Annotated in this window: 16 protein-coding genes; 4 read left to right on the top strand and 12 right to left on the bottom strand. The window is 73.5% G+C overall.

Annotation, left to right across the window (positions count from 1 at the left end; translation table 11 throughout):
• Window positions 1-14: 14 nt before the first annotated feature.
• From ACGFYV_RS03410 to ACGFYV_RS03400, 3 genes are all read right to left on the bottom strand, one after another.
• On the bottom strand, window positions 15-230 hold the full coding sequence (locus ACGFYV_RS03410) for a type A2 lantipeptide (RefSeq protein ID WP_393876634.1): 216 nt from the start codon (window positions 228-230) through the stop codon (window positions 15-17).
• 451 nt (window positions 231-681) lie between these two features.
• Complete coding sequence (locus tag ACGFYV_RS03405) at window positions 682-1,095, bottom strand: PaaI family thioesterase (RefSeq protein WP_393876633.1); 414 nt, start codon at window positions 1,093-1,095, stop codon at window positions 682-684.
• A gap of 84 nt (window positions 1,096-1,179) precedes the next feature.
• Window positions 1,180-3,267, bottom strand: coding sequence for a SpoIIE family protein phosphatase (locus tag ACGFYV_RS03400; protein ID WP_393876740.1), 2,088 nt, complete (start codon window positions 3,265-3,267; stop codon window positions 1,180-1,182).
• Between the two features lie 395 nt (window positions 3,268-3,662).
• On the opposite strand from ACGFYV_RS03400, the gene ACGFYV_RS03395 reads away from it, so the two are divergent.
• Together ACGFYV_RS03395 and ACGFYV_RS03390 are read left to right on the top strand one after the other, a co-directional pair.
• Complete coding sequence (locus tag ACGFYV_RS03395) at window positions 3,663-6,119, top strand: SpoIIE family protein phosphatase (RefSeq protein WP_393876632.1); 2,457 nt, start codon at window positions 3,663-3,665, stop codon at window positions 6,117-6,119.
• Between the two features lie 152 nt (window positions 6,120-6,271).
• The gene (locus tag ACGFYV_RS03390) at window positions 6,272-6,553 is read left to right on the top strand and encodes a hypothetical protein (protein ID WP_393876631.1); all 282 of its coding nucleotides are present in this window, start codon (window positions 6,272-6,274) and stop codon (window positions 6,551-6,553) included.
• A gap of 12 nt (window positions 6,554-6,565) precedes the next feature.
• Here ACGFYV_RS03390 and ACGFYV_RS03385 read toward each other — a convergent pair whose 3' ends face one another.
• Window positions 6,566-7,150 (bottom strand): hydrolase, encoded by a 585-nt coding sequence (locus tag ACGFYV_RS03385; protein WP_393876630.1) that lies wholly within the window; start codon window positions 7,148-7,150, stop codon window positions 6,566-6,568.
• Between the two features lie 80 nt (window positions 7,151-7,230).
• Complete coding sequence (locus tag ACGFYV_RS03380) at window positions 7,231-7,668, bottom strand: MarR family winged helix-turn-helix transcriptional regulator (protein WP_393876629.1); 438 nt, start codon at window positions 7,666-7,668, stop codon at window positions 7,231-7,233.
• 88 nt (window positions 7,669-7,756) lie between these two features.
• Between ACGFYV_RS03380 and ACGFYV_RS03375 the strand changes: the two genes are divergently transcribed.
• A complete protein-coding gene (locus tag ACGFYV_RS03375; RefSeq protein ID WP_393876628.1) occupies window positions 7,757-8,401 on the top strand; it encodes a GNAT family N-acetyltransferase in 645 nt (214 codons plus the stop codon).
• A gap of 55 nt (window positions 8,402-8,456) precedes the next feature.
• Here the strand turns inward: ACGFYV_RS03375 and ACGFYV_RS03370 are convergent, their stop codons facing one another.
• The 7 genes from ACGFYV_RS03370 to ACGFYV_RS03340 are packed head-to-tail and all read right to left on the bottom strand — an operon-like array spanning window position 8,457 to window position 16,446.
• The gene (locus ACGFYV_RS03370; RefSeq protein ID WP_393876627.1) at window positions 8,457-9,218 is read right to left on the bottom strand and encodes an SRPBCC family protein; all 762 of its coding nucleotides are present in this window, start codon (window positions 9,216-9,218) and stop codon (window positions 8,457-8,459) included.
• Window positions 9,219-9,251: 33 nt separating this feature from the next.
• On the bottom strand, window positions 9,252-10,358 hold the full coding sequence (locus ACGFYV_RS03365; RefSeq protein ID WP_393876626.1) for an XdhC family protein: 1,107 nt from the start codon (window positions 10,356-10,358) through the stop codon (window positions 9,252-9,254).
• Window positions 10,351-11,667 carry a VWA domain-containing protein gene (locus ACGFYV_RS03360; protein ID WP_393876625.1) on the bottom strand — a complete coding sequence of 439 codons (1,317 nt, stop codon included), beginning with the start codon at window positions 11,665-11,667 and terminating at the stop codon, window positions 10,351-10,353. The genes ACGFYV_RS03365 and ACGFYV_RS03360 overlap by 8 nt, the downstream gene beginning before the upstream one ends.
• Before the next feature lie 5 nt (window positions 11,668-11,672).
• Window positions 11,673-12,548, bottom strand: a complete 876-nt coding sequence (locus tag ACGFYV_RS03355) for an AAA family ATPase (RefSeq protein ID WP_393876624.1) — start codon at window positions 12,546-12,548, stop codon at window positions 11,673-11,675.
• Between the two features lie 15 nt (window positions 12,549-12,563).
• Window positions 12,564-13,418, bottom strand: a complete 855-nt coding sequence (locus tag ACGFYV_RS03350) for an FAD binding domain-containing protein (RefSeq protein WP_393876623.1) — start codon at window positions 13,416-13,418, stop codon at window positions 12,564-12,566.
• Complete coding sequence (locus tag ACGFYV_RS03345) at window positions 13,415-15,967, bottom strand: xanthine dehydrogenase family protein molybdopterin-binding subunit (RefSeq protein WP_393876622.1); 2,553 nt, start codon at window positions 15,965-15,967, stop codon at window positions 13,415-13,417. The genes ACGFYV_RS03350 and ACGFYV_RS03345 overlap by 4 nt, the downstream gene beginning before the upstream one ends.
• Window positions 15,964-16,446 (bottom strand): (2Fe-2S)-binding protein, encoded by a 483-nt coding sequence (locus tag ACGFYV_RS03340; RefSeq protein ID WP_393876621.1) that lies wholly within the window; start codon window positions 16,444-16,446, stop codon window positions 15,964-15,966. Before ACGFYV_RS03340 ends, ACGFYV_RS03345 begins: the two co-directional genes overlap by 4 nt.
• 268 nt (window positions 16,447-16,714) lie before the next feature.
• Between ACGFYV_RS03340 and ACGFYV_RS03335 the strand changes: the two genes are divergently transcribed.
• Window positions 16,715-18,847, top strand: a complete 2,133-nt coding sequence (locus ACGFYV_RS03335; RefSeq protein WP_393876620.1) for a GTP-binding protein — start codon at window positions 16,715-16,717, stop codon at window positions 18,845-18,847.
• Window positions 18,848-19,017: the final 170 nt, after the last annotated feature.

Genomic DNA, 19,017 nt, shown 5'->3' with positions numbered 1-19,017 from the left:
ACACCGAGGTGCGATCAGAGACCGGCGACCAGGCCGGTGACCGGCGCGGTGTTCAGGCCGGTGACACCCTCGACCGTGCCGACGACCGTGTCGAGCACGCCGGCGACCGGGGCGATGCCGTTGAGGGCACCGGTCGCGGTGTTGAGGGCGTTCACGGACAGACCGCCGGAGACGTTGTCCAGCTCGGCGTCCGAGATCTCGACGGTCTCGACCTGGGGGGTGGAGTTCATGGTGGAACTTCCCTTCGTATGGATATTTCACAAGGGGGAGCGGCCCCCTCCGGAGACAGACGGACGGCCGCCACCGTGGGCGCCGAGCATCCGTGGCACGGAAGCCCGGGGCGCCCCGCGGTGCGATGGATCAAAGCACGCACGCGGCGCCCGCTTCCAATCAACCAGCTCTCTCACCAGGCAACTTGACGCGCGGAGCAGACCATCCGTGCAGGCGCGCGCACGCCATGTCGGCGACTCCTTCACATGGCACACGGCATCGGTGCACACCGCCTCTTGCCCGCCTGGCGGCGAATCCGGCACTCCGCGCCAAAGGAGTGCGGCGGGGCGCGCGATTGTGCAGAAGTGCGGGCAGCGGTGACCCGCTCGGGTATTCGATGTGCAGATTCCCTGAAGTGGGGATTCCTTTACACGTCGGGAACGGACCGCTGTCGATCAGTTGCCGAACGTGTCAGCCGAGGATCGCGTAGACCGTGCTCGCGCGGGCCGCGAGCGCGCCCGAACCGGCGTCGCTCAGCGTGATGTCGGCGAACGCCGTCCTTCGGCCCAGCTTGGTCTGGACCGCCTCGATCAGGACATCCGCGTCGGTGACCGGCCGCTGGAAGGACGTCGACTGCTGGACGGTCGTCATCGGCACGAAGCCGCCCCGCGCGGCCGACACCGCGATCACCGTCGCCGTGTCCGCGGCTGCCATCAGAGCCTGCCCCGACAGGCCGCCGCCCTCCCGGGCCAGCCGGTCCGACCAGGGCAGACGCAGCACCGCGCGATCCTTGCCCAGCTCCACCACCGACAGGCCGAGATCGAGGACCCAAGGGGCGAAGTTGGCGGAGAGGATCTTGTCTGCTTCGACGGTCGTCAGCGTCATGTGGGCGATTGTTCCCACGACGACGGCACGACACGCGGAGCATGGCCGATCAGCCGTACACGGACCCCGGTGCGTACGTGCGGCTCAGCTGTCGGCCTGGGCCCGCAGCAACAACAGGGCCACGTCGTCGGCCCGTTCCCGTGCCGCCGCGCTGTGCCGGAGAAGGGCGTCGGCGAGGTCGGTCAGCGGACGCGTCCCGTACTCGGCGAGCACCTCCCCGAGTTCGGCGAGGGAGTCCTCGATGTCCACATGGGAGGACTCCACGAGACCGTCCGTGTAGAGGGCGAGGACGGAGCCGGGGGCGAGGGACACCTCGGTCGTCGGGTACCGGGCCGCCGCGTCGACCCCGAGCAGCGGGCCTCCGGCCAGGTCCAGCACCCGCACCCGCCCGTCCGGGCGCCGCAGCAGGGGCGGCGGATGCCCCGCACGCGCCATGACGGCCGTCCCGCGCGCCGGGTCGAGCCGCAGGTACAGGCAGCTGGCGAACAGTTCGGAGCCGAGGTCGATGAGCAGCCGGTTGGTGCTGCGCATCACCTGCTGCGGCCCCTGCCCCACCGTGGTGTACGCCCGTACCCCCGTCCGGATCTGCCCCATCAGGGCCGCCGCCGTCACGTTGTGCCCCTGGACGTCACCGATCACCGCGGCCGGCAACGGCCGCGCCGGCACCAGGTCGTAGAAGTCGCCGCCGATCTCCATGCCCTGCATGGCCGGCAGATAGCGCGCGGCGGCCTCGATACCGGGCAGCCGGGCCAGCGAGTGCGGCAGCAGCGACGCCTGGAGGGCGTGCGCCAGCCGGTTCTTGGAGTCGTACAGCATGGCCCGTTCCAGGGCCAGCGCGATCAGGCCGGCGAGGCTGGCGAGGACGGCCCGCTCGTCGGTGGTGAAGTCGCGCGGTTCGTCGTAGGCCAGGATGCAGGTGCCCACCGGCCGCCCCGACGCGATCAGCGGCAGATACGCCCAGGCCGCGAACCCGGCCGGGGTCTCGCGCCGCGCGGGATACAGATGCTCCAGCTCCGCCCGCGAGCCGAAGAACGCCGGCACCCCGGTGTTCAGGGCCTGCGTGCCCGGGGTGTGCTCGCTCAGCGGCATCCCGTCGAACCGCTCCACGAGGTCCGGGTCCGGATAGCCGCGGTGCCCCAGCACGTGCAGCCGTCCGCCCCGGGTGCCCAGGACCACCAGCGCCTTGCCGCCGACCATCGGGACGACCTGGTCCGCGACCAACTGGATCACGTCCCGCACCTCCACCGCCTCGGTCAGCGCCCCGGCGAGGTTCAGCAACTGGGAGATGGTCACCAGCCGCACCGGGGAGGGTTCCGTTCCCGTTCCCGGACCCGGACCCGGTGCCATCTCCGCCATCGCCCGGATCCGGCTGATGCGCATGGTCAGCCCGGTCGTGCTCGGAAACAGACGGAACGACAGCCAGTCCCCGGGCGGACGCAGCGCCACGAAGGAGGTCGCCTGCTGGCTGAGCAGTGCGGCCCGGTAACGGTCCTCGTACATCGGGTCGTTCAGCCACGGCACCGACACCCAGGGCACCATGCCCAGGAGCTCCCTGACGGGCCGGCCGAACAGCTCGGCGGCCTCCGCGTTGGCGAAGCCGATCCGGCCGTTCAGGTCCAGCGACACCAGCCCGTACGGCAGCCGGGTGACCAGCCGCATCGCCTCCACGGCCCCCAGCGTGTCCGGCCTCTCGGCCTCCGGCGGCCCCAACAGGTCGGGCTCGGGTTCGAGCGGCTGGTTCGCCGCGGCGGCCCGCTCCATCCCCAGGGCCAGCCGTGCGCAGCCCGCCGTCAGTTGCTCGCGTTCCGCGTCGGACAGCTCCCGCGGATGCGAGCCGGGCCAGGTCACGAACACGGCGCCGTACACGGTGCCCTCTGTCGCCACCGGCAGCGCGGCCAGCGCGAACGGATAAGGCAGCACCACCGCGATCCGCGGGAACCGGCGGGCCATCTCCTCCTCGCCGCCCACCCACACCAGCCGGCGTTCGCGCACCGCCTGCGCGACCGGGAGCGGCGCGTTCACCGAGACCCGCTCCCAGGGCGCCACGAACGCCCGGGGCAGGCCGGCCTTCACCGCCATGTCCATCATCTGCGCGTCGGGCCGCAGCAGATACAGCGCGCCGGAGAGCGCGTGCACCTCCTCCATCATCGAGGCCAGGGCGAGCGAGAGCATCGGCCCGCCGACCGGAGCCCTCGCGGCCGCCGGTGCCTGCGCGGGCGCCGGCTCGTCGGTCACGCGACCACCACCTCCTCCCGTCCAGGGATCAAGGCTCCCCCCTGCCGTGCCCCGGCGCACGGCGAGCGCCACCACCTGACGGCGAGCGCCACCACGGGACGGCGAGCGTCACCACCTGACGGCGAGCGAGCGCCACCACGCGGCGGCGGGGACATGTTCGGGGGTCGGGGATGTGTTCGGACGGCGGGGACGTGTTCGGGCGGCGAGGGTATGTTCGGGTCGCGGGGATGTGTTCGGACGACGGGGATCTGTTCGGTCGGAGTCCCGCGAATCGGAATCCGTCGTACACGGTCCGTTCACAGGGGCTGCGCGGGCGGCTCATAAGCGCTGTAATGGCGGACGTGGCGAGTGAGGGTGCTGCGGTACGCAGAACGAGAGCCGAGCGTGCCGAACGTGCCCTCGACGCGCTCACCGCGGTGCCGTCGTCGCCCGACCGGCTGCGCCGCGTCCTCGAACAGGGTCTCGTCCTGGGCGGAGCGGCGTTCGTCGGGGTGTACGTGCCCGGCGGCGATCCGGCGGGGCTGTACCTGGCCGAGTCGGCGGGCCTGCCGCGCACGCTGTTCGGCCTGCGGGACGGCTATCAGGTGACGAGCGGCTCACCGGTCTGCACGGCCCACCGCACCGGGCGGCCGGTGTGGCTCGGCCCGCAGGAGCTGGCCGACACCCCCGAGGCGCGCCGTACCCCGTCACCGGACTTCTCCCTGGCCGTCCTGCCGCTCGGGCCGGCCGACGGCTGCCTGGTCGCCGTCAGCGAACAGCCCGGCGGCTTCGGCACCGACGACCGGACCTGTCTGGAGGTGATCGCCGGGGCGGTCGTCCTGCCCGCACCGGGCAGCACCCCGGCGCCCGAGGACGGCGAGCTGTCCGACGACGCGTTCGCCCTGGCCATGGACTCCGGCCGGGTCGAGGTCGGCGACGGCATCCTGCGGCTGTTCGGGATCGGACGGGGGGCCTTCGACGGCAGGGTGGAGACCCTCCTCGGGCTCACCGTGCCCGAGGACCTGCCCGCGCTGATGTCGGTGGTCGAGGCCGACCACATGTCCCTCGGCGAACGTGAGCTGGAGTTCCGCGTCCTGCAGCCCTCCGGCCCGCCCAAGTGGCTCCGGCTGCGCGGGCGGATGCTGTCCGGCGGGGACGGCCGCCCGGCGCGCCTGGTCGGCACCGTCGCGGACACCTCCACCCTGCGCTCCGAGGTCACCGACGTCGCCCGCGTGCAGCGGCTGGCCGCCGCGCTCGCCACCGCCGGCACCGTCAAGGACGTGGGCCACGCCGTCGTCGCCGCCCTGCGCCGGCCTCTCCACGCCGACCGCATCGCTCTGGCGGAACTGGAGAACGACCGCCTCGTCGTCACCGTCCTCGACCCGCCCGAGCCCGAGGCATGGCCCGAGCTGTGGCGCACCGAATGGCGCACCGAATGGCCCGACGCGCCGGTGCGCGCCATGCCGACCCTCGCCGCCGCGCTGAACGAGGGCCGCGCCCGGATCTGGCCGGCCGGCTCCCCGCTGGAGCCCGCCCTCGCCGGCGTCGGACCCGGGGGCCTCGCGGTGCTGCCGCTGCCCGCCGGCGGCCGCATGGCCGGCGCCTGCCTGATCGGCTGGGACCGGCCGCGCCCCTTCGGTCCCGACGAGCGTGCCCTGCTCACCGCCTGCGCCGGTCTGACGGGACAGGCCCTGGTGCGCGCGCACGCCTTCGACGCCGAACACGAACTCGTCGGCATGCTCCAGCGGACCCTGCTGCCGCGCCGCCTGCCCCGGCTGCCCGGCGCGGTCGCCGTCGCCCGCTACCTGCCCACCGTCTCGGGGCTGGAGGTCGGCGGCGACTGGTACGACGTCATCCCGCTGACCGACAACCACGTGGCCTTCGTCATCGGCGACGTACAGGGCCACAACGCGGGCGCCGCCACCCTGATGGGCCAGATGCGCACCGCCCTGCGCGCCTACGCCGCCGAGGGCCACCCGCCGGACGTCGTCGTCGCGCACGCCAACCGGCTGCTGCTGGAGATGGAGACCGACCTCTTCGCCACCTGCGCCTACGTCGACGTCGACATGGAGCAGGGCACCGCCCTGTGCGTGCGCGCCGGCCATGTGCAGCCCGTGCTGCGGCACCCGGACGGCTCCGCCGAGATCGTCCGGGCCGAGGGCGGCCCACCCCTCGGCGTGCTCTTCCAGGCCGAGTTCCCGATGACCCCGCTCCGGCTCCAGCCCGGCACCGTCCTCGCGCTCACCACCGACGGCCTGGTCGAGTCCCCCGACGCCGACATCGACGACGGCATGGACCGGCTCGCCCGCGAACTCGCCGCCGCCGACCCCGGCCACCTCGGTCTGGTCGCCGACGCCCTGCTCACCGGCGCCCACCGCGCCGACGACATCGCCCTGCTGCTGATGCGCTACGACGGCATGGCCGTACGCGCGCTGCGCGAGAGCTGGACGGTGTGGCGGGTGCCGGAGGCCGCGCGGCACGCCCGCCGCTTCACCCGGCGCACCCTGCGTTCCTGGGACGTGTCCCCGGACACGCTGGACGCGGCCCTCCTGGTCGTCTCCGAACTGGTCACGAACGCCCTCGTCCACACCGGCGGCCAGGTCCGCCTGGACCTCAGCCTGGTCAACCACCGGCTGCGGCTCGCCGTCGCCGACGCCTCGCCCCGCAGTCCCGTCAAACCCACCAGCATCGGCTGGGAGGCCACCGGCGGACGCGGCATCCTCCTGGTGGAGGCGGTCTCGGCGGCCTGGGGGACGGTCCCGGTCAGCGGCGGCAAGCAGGTGTGGGCGGACCTGACGCCGGACACCTGAGAGAACCGGCGTTCGGCCTCCATGCCGTCCCGCCTTCCTTGTCGCCCCGCCTTCCCGCCGTCCCCCGCGACCCGCCACTCGGGTACCGGTCGGTCCCGGTCCCGGCAGGTCGGAGCGGTCGGACGGCGGTGACGTGCCTAGGGTCGGGCGCTGTGGCACACACCTTCGAGGAACTGGTCCAGAAACAGCGTGCGGCCACCGCGGCGCACGCCACGGTCGAGGAACTGCGGGAGGCGTACGGGCCGCCGGCCGAGCGGGGCATGACGGGCGCTCAGTCGGGCACGTACGAGACCGCCCTGCGCGCCTGGCGGGACCTGGCCCGGGACGTACAGACCGCGGTGAGCGAGTACGCCCGGGAGAGCGGCCGGACACGCGCCGAGGTGGAGGCGGACGTGGAGCGGGCGGCGGGGTCCCCCTCGGGGGAGGACACCTGAGCGGCCCGCTCGTCAGGCGTGGGTCTTGGCCAGCAGCTCCAGGATCTCCGCCGTCGTGCCGCCCTCGCCGAGCCTCGGGAAGATCCGCTCGACGCTGCCCCGGTGCGCCTCGGCGTCGCTGTCGGACATGGCGTCCGTGGCGAGGGTGACGTGGTAGCCGTGGGCGTAGGCGTCCCGCGCGGTGGACTCGACGCCGATGCTGGTGGCGATGCCGCTCAGCACGATCTGGGTGATGCCGCGGCGGCGCAGCTGGACCTCCAGGTCAGTGCCGTGGAAGGCGCTCCAGTTGTGCTTGGTGACGACGACGTCGCCGGGGTGGCCGGTCAGCTCGTCGACGAGGATGTCCCAGCCCTCCGGGAAGGCGAGACCGCGCGCCTGGCGCTCGGTGCGGCCCGGGACGACGTCCGCCCCGTCGGCCGCGAAGGAGACCCGCACCAGGACCACGGGAAGGCCGTGGGCCCGGAAGGCGTCGGCGAGTTCGACGGTACGGGCCACCACGTCCGAGGCGGCGTGCGGCTGCGTGGGCATGCCCACGATGCCGCGCTGCAGGTCGATCACGACGAGGGCGGTGCGGGGGTCGAGAGTGGTGAGGGACATGCGGGGATCAGGCCTTTCGGGGGAGGAGGGAGGAGGGAGGAGGAGAAGGGGAGAGGACGAGGGGAGGGGTCCTCGGTGCGTCACGGTTGCGAGAGGCGTTCCATCAGTTCCAGTGCCTTGAGGACGGTCTGTCGTTCCTCCTCGGAGTACCGGTCCTGGAAGGCGCGGGCCAGCCACTCCTCGCGCAGTCGCTTGTTGCCCTCGACGCGGGCCCGGCCCGTGTCCGTGAGGGTGACCAGCTGGCGCCGGCCGTCCTCGGGGTCCGGGGAGCGGCGGATCAGCCCGTGCTGGTCGAGTCCGGCCAGCGTGGTCGCCATCGACTGCGGACGTACGCCCTCCGCGGCGGCCAGCGCGCTCGCCGTGGCCGCCCCGTGCTTGCCGACCAGCGAGAGCGCCGACTCCTGCGACGGGGTCAGATCGGCGTCCTGGGCGACCTCACGGATCCGGCGCCGCAGTCGACTGAACACCACTCGCAGCTCGCGCGCCGCGCGATCGGCGGAATCCGAGATACGTGCCATACAGGTCACCCTAGGTCGGCGGCCCGACAGTGTCCAGCTCGGACTGTTCAGTTTTACCTGAAGATTATTCCCGTGGCGGGATGCCGAAATGATCTCTGGCGCGGACATCGCGACAGGCATTCACGACGGCAGTCACGACGGCGTTTCCGACGGCGTTCCGGCGGACGTCGTTCCCGCGGGCCGCATAGCCCGGAGCGAGCAGCCCGTGCTCGTGCTGTCCAACGGCATGGAACTGCGGCCCTGGCGGGCCGACGACGCCGACGCCGCGGCGCTCATGACCGCCGGGCAGGATCCCGCGATCCGCCGGTGGAACCGGTTCACCGTCGCGAGCCCGGAGCAGGCGCGCCGGCGGATCGCGCGCATGCACGAGCGCCGGCGGTCCGAGACGGCCGCCGTGTGGGCCATCGCCAGGCCCGGCGGCGCGGCCCTCGGACTCGGCGCCTGGGGTGACATCGACCTCGCGGACGGCTCCGCCGAGATCGTCTACTGGGTCCTGCCCGAGGCACGCGGCGCCGGAATCGTCGCCGAGGCGACCCGGGCGCTGACCCGGTGGGCCCTGGACGACCTGGGCCTGCACCGGCTGCGCCTGTGCCACTCGGTCGCCAACCCCGCCTCCTGCCGGGTCGCCGAGAAGACCGGCTACACCCTGGAGGGCACCCGGCGCAGCGCCCTGCTCCACGCGGACGGCTGGCACGACCAGCATCTGCACGCGCGGGTGGCGGGGGACGCCTGAGAGCACGTGGCCGGAGCACGGTCGCGGTGGCGCGGGTCCGGCGGGCGCGGTACCTCTACCGGCGCGAGCGGCCGGTACGGCGTGCGCGCCTGCGGCGGCGCAGGCGCGCCACCACCACGGCCAGTACGGTGACCACCGCCGCCGCGCCCGCCACCCGTTTGGCCACCGGCAAACCGGCCGTCCGCAGGAGGTCGAGCGGTTCAGCCTCCTCCCAGCCTTCCGTTTCCTCCCAGCCTCCCGTTTCCTCCCGGCCCTCCGTCTTCTCCCGCCCCTCCGGTTCCTCCGGATGCTCCGTTCGGAGGGGCGACGGCTGCGCCCGCTCCTCTCCCTCCCCCTGCCCCTCTCCCCGTCCCGTCTCCGGGGCCTGCGCAGGCCGTTCGGTCAGCCGTTGTTCGAGGCACGCCGCGAACTGACCCACCAACCGGTCCCCGACCTCCGCCAGCACCCCGCGCCCGAACTGCGCCGGCCGGCCGGTCACCGTCAGGTCGGTGCGCACCGACACGGCTGTACCGCCGTCGCGTTCGCTCAGCGTGCCCGTGACCGTCGCTCTGGCCGTGCCCTGGCCCCGGGCCTCCCGGCCGTTCGCCAGGAGGACCATCCGGTGGGCCGTCTCGTCCTGTTCCTCGAAGACCGCGGTGCCCCGGTAGGTGAGCGTGACCGGGCCGAGCTTCACCTTCACCGAGCCGGTCACGGTCTTGCCGTCGTACTCCTGCACCGTCGCGCCCGGCAGACACGGCGCGACGCGTTCGATGTCGAGGAGGGCGTGCCAGGCGTCGTCGACCGGGACGGGGACGGTGAACTCGTGGTGCAGCTCCATGACTTCCTCCTCGTGCTCAGGCGGTCTCAGATCTCACACGGTGGCGGGCGGATGGATGGCTCCGCTGGTCGCGGTCAGCGGGGTGCCGCTGCCGCCCCAGCGCAGGGCGACGATCTCGGCGGCGACGGACACGGCGACCTCCTCCGGGGTACGGGCCCCGAGGTCCAGCCCGAGCGGTGAGCGCAGCCGGGACAGCTCGGCCTCGGTCAGACCGGCCTCGGCCAGCCGTTTGCGCCGTTCGTCATGGGTACGGCGGCTGCCCATCGCCCCGATGTACGCGGCCGGCCGGCGCAGGGCCTCCTCCAGGAGCGGCGCGTCGAACTTCGGGTCGTGGGTGAGGACACAGATGACCGTGCGTTCGTCGGTGCCCGTGCCGGCGAGATAGCGGTGCGGCCAGTCGACGACGACCTCCACGCCCTCCGGGAACCGCTTGGGCGTGGCGAAGACGGGGCGGGCGTCGCACACGGTGACCCGGTAGCCGAGGAAGTCGCCGATGCGGGCCACCGCGGCCGCGTAGTCGATCGCGCCGAAGACCAGCATGCGCGGGGGCGGCGCGAAGGACTGGAGGAACACCGTGACGGCGTCCTCGCGCCGTTCCCCGCGCGGCCCGTAGTGCCTCAGGACCGAGGCGCCGAGGGCGAGTTCGCCGCGCGCGTCGGCGCTGACGGCGAGGTCCAGGCCGGCCGTGCCGAGGGTGCCGGCCGCACTGTCCGGCCAGACGGCGAGCATGGACCCGCGCGGGGCGGGCCCGTCGACCACCGTGGTCATGGTCACCGGCTCGCCCGCGGCGACCGCCGTGGCGAGCGCGCCGAACGCCGGGTCCGACTCGGGCGTCACCGGGCGCACCAGCAGGGTCATCTCGCCGCCGCAGGTGAGCCCGACCGCGAACGCGTCCTCGTCGCTGTACCCGAAGGTCTCCAACCGCGCCTCGCCGCTCGCCACCACCTCCTGCGCCAACTCGAACACCGCACCCTCGACACAGCCCCCGGACACGCTTCCCACGACCTCGTCGTCGGGTCCCACGGCCATGGCGGCTCCGGGCCCGCGCGGCGCGCTGCGGCTGACCGCGACGACCATGGCCAGCCCGAACGGGACCGAGGCCCCGTACCACCGGGCCAACGCCGGCAGAATCTCACGCACGGTCCGCTCCTTCCACGCCGTCCCCACGGGACCGACCAGCCTCCACCGCTTCCGCACCCGCCCCGCGTCCCGCATCCACCCCAGGTCCCGCGTCCGCCCCGCGCACCACCGCCGCCAGTCGCTCCAGTGCCGCCAGGCTGTGGCCCTCCACGAAGCTGTCCACGCTCGGCAGGGCGGCGGCCATTCCCGCGGCCAGCGGGGCGTAACCGGGGCGGGCCTTGCGGGGGTTCGCCCAGACGACCTGGTGGGCCAGGGCGTGCAGGCGGCGCATCTGGGCGGCGAGGAGTTCCGGGTCGCCGCGTTCCCAGCCGTCCGAGAGGATCACGACGACCGCGCCGCGCGCCATGCCCCGCTGACCCCAGCGGGCGAGGAACTCCCGCAGGAGTTCGCCCAGTCGGGTGCCGCCGCGCCAGTCCGGCACGCTCGCCGCGAGTGCCGCCATGGCCAGGTCCGGGTCATGGTGCGTGAGTTCGCGGGTCACCCGGGTCAGCCGGGTGCCGATGGTGAACACCTCCGTACGGCCCCCGCGCACCGCCGCGTGCGCGAACCGCAGCAGCGCGTCGGCGTACGGCGCCATCGAACCGCTCACGTCGACGAGCAGCACGACCCGGCGGGGCCGCTCCACGCGCGCGTGCCGCAGCAGCAGGGCCGGTTCGCCGCCGCGCCGCAGCAACTCCCGTACCGTACGGCGCGGATCGACCCGTCCGCGCCGGGAGGGCCCGCGCCGCGCCGAGCGGCGGGTCTGTCCCCGCAGTCCGAACGCGGCCAGCAGACGACGCAGTTGGGCCCGCTCGGCAGGGTCGAGCTCGGCGACGTCCCGGTGCCGCAGCACCTCGGCGCGGCTGGCCAGTGTGGCGGTGGGCGGGCCCGAGGGCTCGTTCTCGCCGGGCGCGCGCGGTCCGGGCGACGCCTCCCGTACGGCCATGGGCCGGCGCCGGGGCGGAGGAGCCGTGCGTACCACGCGCGGGGCGCGCTCGCCGCTCGGTCCGAAGTACGCGGCGAACACGCGCTCGTAACGCTCCAGATCGTCGTGCCCGCCGCACAGCGTCGCCCGCCCCGCCCCGTACACGTCGGCCCGCACCCCGGGCCGCAGCACGTCGACGGCGCGCAGAAAGGCGTGCGCCCGTTCGGCGCCGGCGTCCAGCCCGGCCGCCCGCAACGCCCGTACGAAACCGAGCAGTACGGCGTCCGCGCCGAGGGAGGGCGCCGCCGCGTCGAGAGGCACCGCCCCGTCGGGAGCCACCGCCCCGTCGGGAGCCACCGCCCCGTCGGGAGCCACCGCCCCGTCACCGTTTCCCGTCGTCCGCATCCCGCTCACGTCCCTCGGGCCGCCAGGACCGCCGTGAGATCGAGCCCGCGCGCCCGGTCCGTGTCCTCCCGGTACTTGAGGACCGAACCGAGCGTCGCCACGGCCAGTTCCGCGTCGACCTCGTTCGCGCCCAGGGCGTCCAGGGCCTGCGCCCAGTCGATCGTCTCGGCGACGCCGGGCGGCTTGACCAGGTCCGCGCCCCGCAGGGCCTGCACCAGCGCGGTGACCTGCTCGGCCAGCCGCGCCGACACCTGCGGCAACCGGCTGCGCACGATGGCCAGTTCGCGGGCGAAGGAGGGATGGTCGAACCAGTGGTACAGGCACCGCCGCTTCAGCGCGTCGTGCACCTCCCGGGTCCGGTTCGAGGTCAGTACGACCACCGGTGGCTCCTCGGCGCGCAGGGTGCCCAGCTCGGGGATCGTGACCGAGTACTCGGACAGCAGCTCCAGCAGGAACGCCTCGAACTCGTCGTCGGCCCGGTCGATCTCGTCGACGAGCAGCACCGACGGCTGGGTCTGAAGTGCGCGCAGCAGCGGCCGGGCGATCAGGAAGCGCCGGTCGTACAGTTCGCTCTCCAGCCGGTCCGCGTCCTGCACGCCGGCCGCCTCCGCGGCCCTCAGGTGCAGCAACTGGCGCGGGAAGTCCCAGTCGTACAGGGCCTGGGAGGCGTCGATGCCCTCGTGGCACTGCAGGCGGATCAGCGGGGCACCGAGCGCCTCGGCGAGGGCCGTCGCGAGCGCGGTCTTGCCCACGCCCGCGTCGCCCTCGCAGAAGAGCGGCCGGTGCAGCCGCAGCGCCAGGAAGCAGGTGACGGCCAGCCCTTCGTCGACGAGGTACCCCGTCCTCTCCAGGCGGGCGCGCACCTGTTCCGGGTCGTCCATGGCGATGATCGGCGCTCACCCCATTCCCGCGGCGCTCAGCACCGCGCGCTCGGTCAGCACGCGCGCGAGGTGCTCCCGGTACTCGGGTGTGGCGGACAGGTCCTGCGACGGCTGCGTGCCCTCGGCCGCGGCCTCGGCGGCCCGTGCGACGGCCCCCGGACCGTCGGCGCCGACGAGCGCCTCCTCCGTGAGCGTGGCCCGCAGCGGGGTCGGGCCCATGTTGGTCAGTGCGATGCGCGCCTGCGCGATGCCGTCGTCGCCCCGCCGCACCAGGGCGGCCACGCCGACGATCGCATAGGCCTGCGCGACCTGGTGGAACTTCTCGTAGTGGAAGCTCCAGTCGTCCGACTTGGGGATGCGCACCTCCACCAGCAGTTCGTAGGGCGCCAGCACCGACTGGAGGTAGTCGACGAAGAACTCCCGGGCCGGGATCTGGCGCCGGCCCTCCGGTCCGGCGGCGACCAGTTCCGCGTCCAGGGCCAGCATCACGGCGGGCAGGTCCCCGGCCGGGTCGGCGTGCGCGAGGGAGCCGCCGAGGGTTCCCCGGTGCCGTACGGCGGGGTCGGCGACCGTGGCCGTCGCCTGCGCCAGCAGGCCGGCGTGCCGGCGCACCAGCGGGTTGCGGAGCACGGCGTGATGCGTGGTCATCGCGCCGATGACGAGCGTGTCACCGTCCTCGCGGACCCCGCGCAGCTCCTGGATCCGGCCCACGTCCACGACCAGCTCCGGGAAGGCCAGCCGCAGTCGCAGCAGCGGCAGCAGGCTCTGCCCGCCGGCCAGCACCTTCGCGTCCTCGCCGGCGTCCGCGAGGATCCGTACCGCCTCGCCCACGCTCGCCGGGCGCGCGTACTCGAATGAGGGAGGAATCATGCCCCGGCCTCCTTCCCGGCCCGACCGGCCGCACCGCTCCCACCGGCCGCACCGCTCCCACCCGCCGCACCCGACCCGACGGACCCACCGGCAGCACCACTCCCGTCGGCCGGACCACTTCCACCGGCCGCATCACTCCCGTCGGCCGCACCACCCCCGTCGGCCGCACCACTCCCACCGGCCTCGCCCGACCGCGCCGACCGGACCGCCTCCCACACCCGCTGCGGAGAGCACGGCATCCGCACGTCCCGCACCCCGAGCGGCCTGAGCGCGTCCACGACCGCGTTCACGACGGCCGGCGTCGACGCGATCGCCCCGGCCTCCCCGACCCCCTTCACCCCCAGGGCGTTGGAGACCGCGGGTGTCTCCGTCCGGTCGGTGACGAAGTCCGGCAGGTCGGCCGCCGACGGCACGAGGTAGTCGGTCATGGTGCCGGAGACGAGGTTGCCCTCGTCGTCGTACACGGCCTCCTCGTACAGCGCCTGCGCGATGCCCTGGGCGAGCCCGCCGTGCACCTGGCCCTCGACGATCATCGGGTTGACGACCCGGCCGACATCGTCGACGCAGACGTACGACCTGATCCGGGTCCGCCCCGTCACCGTGTCGACCTCGACGGCGCACAGGTGGGTGCCGTGCGGGAAGGAGAAGTTCTCCGGGTCGACGAGGTGACCGGCGTTGATGCTCGGCTCCATGCCGTCGGGCAGGTCGTGCGAGGTGAACGCCTCGAAGGCGATCTCCTGGATGGTCCTGCGCGCCTCCGGGGACCCCTTCACCGAGAACACGCCCCGCGTGAACTCCAGGTCCTGCTCGCTCGCCTCCAGCAGATGGGCCGCGACCCTGCGGGCCTTGTCGACCACCTTCGTCGCCGCCCGGAACACGGCCTCGCCGCCCACGACCAGCGACCGCGAGCCGTAGGTGTCCATGCCCTGCGGAGCGGCCTTGGTGTCGCCGTGCACCACCTCGACGTCCTCGAACGGCACGCCCAGCACGTCGGCCGCGATCTGGCTCCAGCAGGTCACATGGCCCTGCCCGTGCGGGCTGGTGCCGGTGACGACCTCGACCTTGCCGGTGGGCAGCATGCGGATGCTCGCCGCCTCCCAGCCGCCGGCCGTGTACCTGAGGTCGCGCAGCACCCGGCTCGGCGCCAGACCGCACATCTCGGTGAACGTCGACACGCCGATGCCGAGGCGGACCGGGTCGCCGCGCTCGTTGCGCCTGTGCTGTTCGGCGCGCAGGTCGTCGTACCCGAACAGGGCCAGCGCCCGGTCCGTCGCCGCCTCGTAGTTGCCGCTGTCGTAGGTCAGTCCGGCGACCGTCGTGTACGGGAACTCCTCGTGCCGGATCCAGTTCCGGCGCCGCAACTCCACCGGGTCGAGGCCGAGTTCGGCGGCCAGCTCGTCCATGGTCCGCTCGATGGCGAAGGTGGCCTCCGGACGGCCGGCGCCGCGGTAGGCGTCGGTGGGGGTGCGGGTGGTGAACACGCCCGTGCAGGTGAAGTCGTAGGCGTCCATCTTGTAGATCCCCGGATACATGAAGGCGCCGAGGAGCGGGACACCCGGGGTGACCAGCATCAGATAGGCGCCCATGTCGGCGAGCAGGTCCACCTTGAGGCCGAGCAGCCGGCCCTCGCGGGTGGCGGCGACCTCGACGTCCTGGATCATGCCGCGGCCGTGGTGGGTCGCGAGGTAGCCCTCGGAGCGGGACTCGGTCCACTTCACCGGCCGGCCCAGCCGCCGGGCCACCGCGACCGCGAGCGCCTCCTCGCCGTAGACCTGGAGCTTCGAGCCGAAGCCGCCGCCCACGTCCGGGGCGATCACCCGGAGCTTCTGCTCGGGGACCCCGGTGACCAGCGCGAGCATGATCCGCAGGATGTGCGGGATCTGCGTCGCCGAGTAGACGGTGTACTCGCCGGAGGCGGGCAGCGGGGTGACGACGACCGAGCGCGGCTCCATGGCGTTGGGGATGAGCCGCTGCTGGTGATAGCGCCGCTTGAGCGTGACGTCGGCGCGTTCCCGGACGGAATCGAAGCTCTCGCCGGTCGCCAGCGGCCACACGTAGCAGCGGTTGGTGCCCTTGTCGGCGTGGACCAGGGGGGAGTCCTCGCGCAGCGCGGCCTCCAGGTCGAGCACCGGGGGCAGCGGCTCGTAGTCGACCTCGACCGCCTCCAGCGCGTCCGCCGCCGCGTACCGGTCGCGGGCCACGACGACCGCCACCGGGTCACCCGCGTAGCGGACCTCGTCGACGGCGACCGGCGGGTGGTCGGGCAGCACCATGTCCTCGGTCACCGGCCAGGCGCAGGGCAGGGAGCCCAGCCCCTCCGCGAGGTCGGCGCCGCTGAACGCCGCGACGACACCGGGGCGCTCCAGCGCGGGCGAGACGTCGACGCGGGCGATGCGGGCGTGGGCCATCGGACTCCGCAGGATCGCCAGGTGCAGCAGCCCCGCGACCTGGATGTTGTCCGTCCAGTTGGTCTGGCCCGTGACCAGCCGGGCGTCCTCCTTGCGCAGCCGCGAGCGGCCCACCTCGCGTTCCGTGGCCTGATCGGTCATGAGGTGACCTCCTCGCCGACCTGCTGCCCGGACGCGGCGAGCACCGCGCGGACGATGTTCTGGTAACCGGTGCACCGGCAGAGATTGCCCTCCAGCGCCTGGCGGACCTCGTCGGAGGACGGGCGCGGGTTCTCCCGCAGCAGGTCCCGCGCGGCCATGATCATGCCGGGGGTGCAGTAGCCGCACTGCAGACCGTGCCGCTCGTGGAACGCCCGCTGCAGCGGCGACCACTCGCCGTTCTCCGCCAGCCCCTGGACGGTGGTCACCTCGCTCCCGTCCGCCTGCACCGCCAGCACCGAGCAGCTCTTGACGGTCGTCCCGTCGAGGTCGACCGTGCACGCCCCGCAGTTGGAGGTGTCGCAGCCGATCGGGGTGCCGGTGCGGCCGAGGCGGTCGCGCAGGTAGTGGACCAGCAGGAGCCGGGGCTCCACGTCGTCCTCGTACGTCGTGCCGTCCACGAGCACCTTGATATGGGTCATGGGCCCTCCAGACCGAGCGGGCAGGAGTGAGTGAGGTCAGCTGTGCGGGCGTGACGTAGGTCACTCTAGGGCGGTGTTCCGGAGGCGGCGAGTGGTGCGGCGGAGATTTGTTGAGCATTAATCCATTGCTGCGGCGGGAGTGGCTCTGGTGCACTGTCAGTGACCTGTCGTCGACCCGTCGTCACCCGGAGAGGACCTCAGATGCGCACTGCGTGCATGTCCACCACCCAGGAAGGAATCCCACCCGTGCCGAAGGACATCACGCTCAGTGCACCTGCTCAACCTCGGAATCCTCGCCCATGTCGACGCCGGTAAGACCAGCCTGACCGAACGGCTGCTGCACGCCGCCGGGGTCACCGACGAGATCGGCAGCGTCGACGCCGGCAACACCCGCACGGACACCCTCGCGCTGGAGCGGCAGCGCGGTATCACCATCAAGTCGGCGGTCGTCTCGTTCCCGCTCGACTCGGTGACCGTCAACCTCATCGACACCCCCGGCCACCCCGACTTCATCGCCGAGGTGGAGCGCGTGCTCGGCGTGCTCGACGGCGCCGTCCTGGTCGTCTCGGCCGTCGAGGGCGTCCAGGCCCAGACCCGGGTCCTCATGCGCACGCTGCGCCGGCTGCGCATCCCCACCCTCGTCTTCGTCAACAAGATCGACCGGCGCGGCGCGAACGGCTCCGCCGTGCTCGATCAGATGGCCCGCAGGCTGGCCGTACCGCTCGTCCCGGCGGGGAGGGCGACGGCGCTCGGCACGCGCGCCGCACGCGTCGTGCCCTGCCTCGGCCCGGCCGCGGCGGAGGTGCTCGCCGAGCGCGACGACGCGCTGCTCGCCGCCTACCTGGACGACGGTGTCCCCGAAGCTCGCCTGCGTACGGCCCTCGCCGACCAGACCCGGCGCGCGCTGGTCCATCCGGTGTACTTCGGCTCCGCCATCACGGGCGCCGGCGTGCCCGAGCTGATCACCGGGATCGAACGGCTCCTCCCCACCGCCGACGGTGACCCGGACGGCCCGTTGTCGGCCACGGTCTTCAAGGTCGAGAGAGGCCCGGCGGGGGAGAAGGTGGCCTACGCCCGGATCTTCTCCGGCACTCTGCGCGTCCGCGACCGGGTCCCGTTCGGGGACGGCCGCGAGGCGGGTGGTGCCGTCGACGGGCGCGAGGCGGGTGGTGCCGTCGAGGGCCGTGAGGCGGGTGGTGCCGTCGAGGGCCGTGAGGCGGGTGGTGCCGTCGGGGGTCGTGAGAAGAACCGGGCCGTCGGCGCGCGTGAGGAGAGCCGAGCCCCCGGCGGTCGGCCGGGGGGCCGGGTCACCGCGCTCAGCGTTTTCGAGCACGGCACCGAAAGCCGGCGGGACAGTGCCGGGGCGGGCCTGATCGCGAAGGTGTGGGGCCTCGGCGGCATCCGGATCGGCGACGTGCTCGGGGCGCCCGGACGGGCGTACGAGCACCACTTCGCGCCGCCCACCCTGGAGAGCGTCGTCGTCCCCGGCCCCGGCACCGACCGGAGGTCCCTGCACCTCGCGCTCACCCAGCTGGCCGAACAGGACCCGCTCATCGGCGTCCGCCACGACGAGCTGCGCGCGGAGACCTCCGTGTCCCTGTACGGCGAGGTGCAGAAAGAGGTCGTCCAGGCCACCCTCGCCGACGAGTACGGCCTGGCCGTCACCTTCCGGGAGACCACCACCCTGTGCATCGAACGGCTCGCCGGCAGCGGCCGGGCCGTGGAGTTCAACAAGAAGGACCTCAACCCCTTCCTCGCCACGGTCGGCCTGCGCGTCGACCCCGCCCCGGTCGGCTCCGGCGTCGACTTCCGGCTGGAGGTGGAGCTGGGCGCGATGCCGTACGCCTTCTTCAAGGCGGTCGAGGACACGGTGCGCGAGACGCTCGGACAGGGGCTGCACGGCTGGCAGGTCACCGACTGCACGGTCACCATGACCCACTCCGGCTACTCGCCCCGGCAGAGCCACGCCCACCAGGGCTTCGACAAGAGCATGTCGAGCACCGGCTACGACTTCCGGAGCCTCACCCCGCTCGTCCTGATCGAGGCGCTGAGGCAGGCGGGCACCCTGGTGTGCGAGCCGATGCACCGCTTCCGGCTCGACGCACCGGCGGACACGCTGGGCGCCCTGCTGCCGGTGCTCGCCGGGCTGGGCGCCGTACCGGAGTCCACGAGCACGCACGGCGGGGCCTGTGTCCTCCAGGGCGCGGTTCCGGTCGCCCGGGTGCACGAGCTGGAGCAGCGGCTGCCCGGCCTGACCGGGGGCGAAGGCGAACTGGAGACCGCGTTCGACCACTACGCGCCCGTCGGGCGGGGCCCGCTCCCGGAGCGGCTGCGCACCGACCACAACCCGCTGAACCGGAAGGAGTACCTGCTGAACGTGACGCGCAGGGTGGGGGACTGAGAGCGGCGGTTCCCGTGGCGCGTCCGGCCACGGCACGGCCTCCGGGAGGCGTGGGGTGTCCCGGAGGCCGCGGCTCGTGCGGATCGTCCGACTGCCGTTCGATCGAGTGCCGGTTGATCGAGCGCCGTTCGATCGGGTGCCGGTCGATCGAGTGCCGCCCGTTCAACTCC

The sequence above is a fragment of the Streptomyces sp. NPDC048297 genome, assembly GCF_043201585.1.
GTDB lineage: Bacteria > Actinomycetota > Actinomycetes > Streptomycetales > Streptomycetaceae > Streptomyces.
Note: the sequence above shows the minus strand (reverse complement) of the source record. Positions and strands in the feature narration are given on the sequence as shown.

What these genes read in the sequence shown, in the direction of transcription:
- ACGFYV_RS03410 (WP_393876634.1), bottom strand. Translation starts at nt 230, where the DNA reads ATGAACTCCACCCCCCAGGTCGAGACCGTCGAGATCTCGGACGCCGAG.
- ACGFYV_RS03405 (WP_393876633.1), bottom strand. Translation starts at nt 1,095, where the DNA reads ATGACGCTGACGACCGTCGAAGCAGACAAGATCCTCTCCGCCAACTTC.
- ACGFYV_RS03400 (WP_393876740.1), bottom strand. Translation starts at nt 3,267, where the DNA reads ATGCTCTCGCTCGCCCTGGCCTCGATGATGGAGGAGGTGCACGCGCTC.
- ACGFYV_RS03395 (WP_393876632.1), top strand. Translation starts at nt 3,663, where the DNA reads ATGGCGGACGTGGCGAGTGAGGGTGCTGCGGTACGCAGAACGAGAGCC.
- ACGFYV_RS03385 (WP_393876630.1), bottom strand. Translation starts at nt 7,150, where the DNA reads ATGTCCCTCACCACTCTCGACCCCCGCACCGCCCTCGTCGTGATCGAC.
- ACGFYV_RS03380 (WP_393876629.1), bottom strand. Translation starts at nt 7,668, where the DNA reads ATGGCACGTATCTCGGATTCCGCCGATCGCGCGGCGCGCGAGCTGCGA.
- ACGFYV_RS03375 (WP_393876628.1), top strand. Translation starts at nt 7,757, where the DNA reads ATGATCTCTGGCGCGGACATCGCGACAGGCATTCACGACGGCAGTCAC.
- ACGFYV_RS03370 (WP_393876627.1), bottom strand. Translation starts at nt 9,218, where the DNA reads ATGGAGCTGCACCACGAGTTCACCGTCCCCGTCCCGGTCGACGACGCC.
- ACGFYV_RS03360 (WP_393876625.1), bottom strand. Translation starts at nt 11,667, where the DNA reads ATGCGGACGACGGGAAACGGTGACGGGGCGGTGGCTCCCGACGGGGCG.
- ACGFYV_RS03355 (WP_393876624.1), bottom strand. Translation starts at nt 12,548, where the DNA reads ATGGACGACCCGGAACAGGTGCGCGCCCGCCTGGAGAGGACGGGGTAC.
- ACGFYV_RS03350 (WP_393876623.1), bottom strand. Translation starts at nt 13,418, where the DNA reads ATGATTCCTCCCTCATTCGAGTACGCGCGCCCGGCGAGCGTGGGCGAG.
- ACGFYV_RS03345 (WP_393876622.1), bottom strand. Translation starts at nt 15,967, where the DNA reads ATGACCGATCAGGCCACGGAACGCGAGGTGGGCCGCTCGCGGCTGCGC.
- ACGFYV_RS03340 (WP_393876621.1), bottom strand. Translation starts at nt 16,446, where the DNA reads ATGACCCATATCAAGGTGCTCGTGGACGGCACGACGTACGAGGACGAC.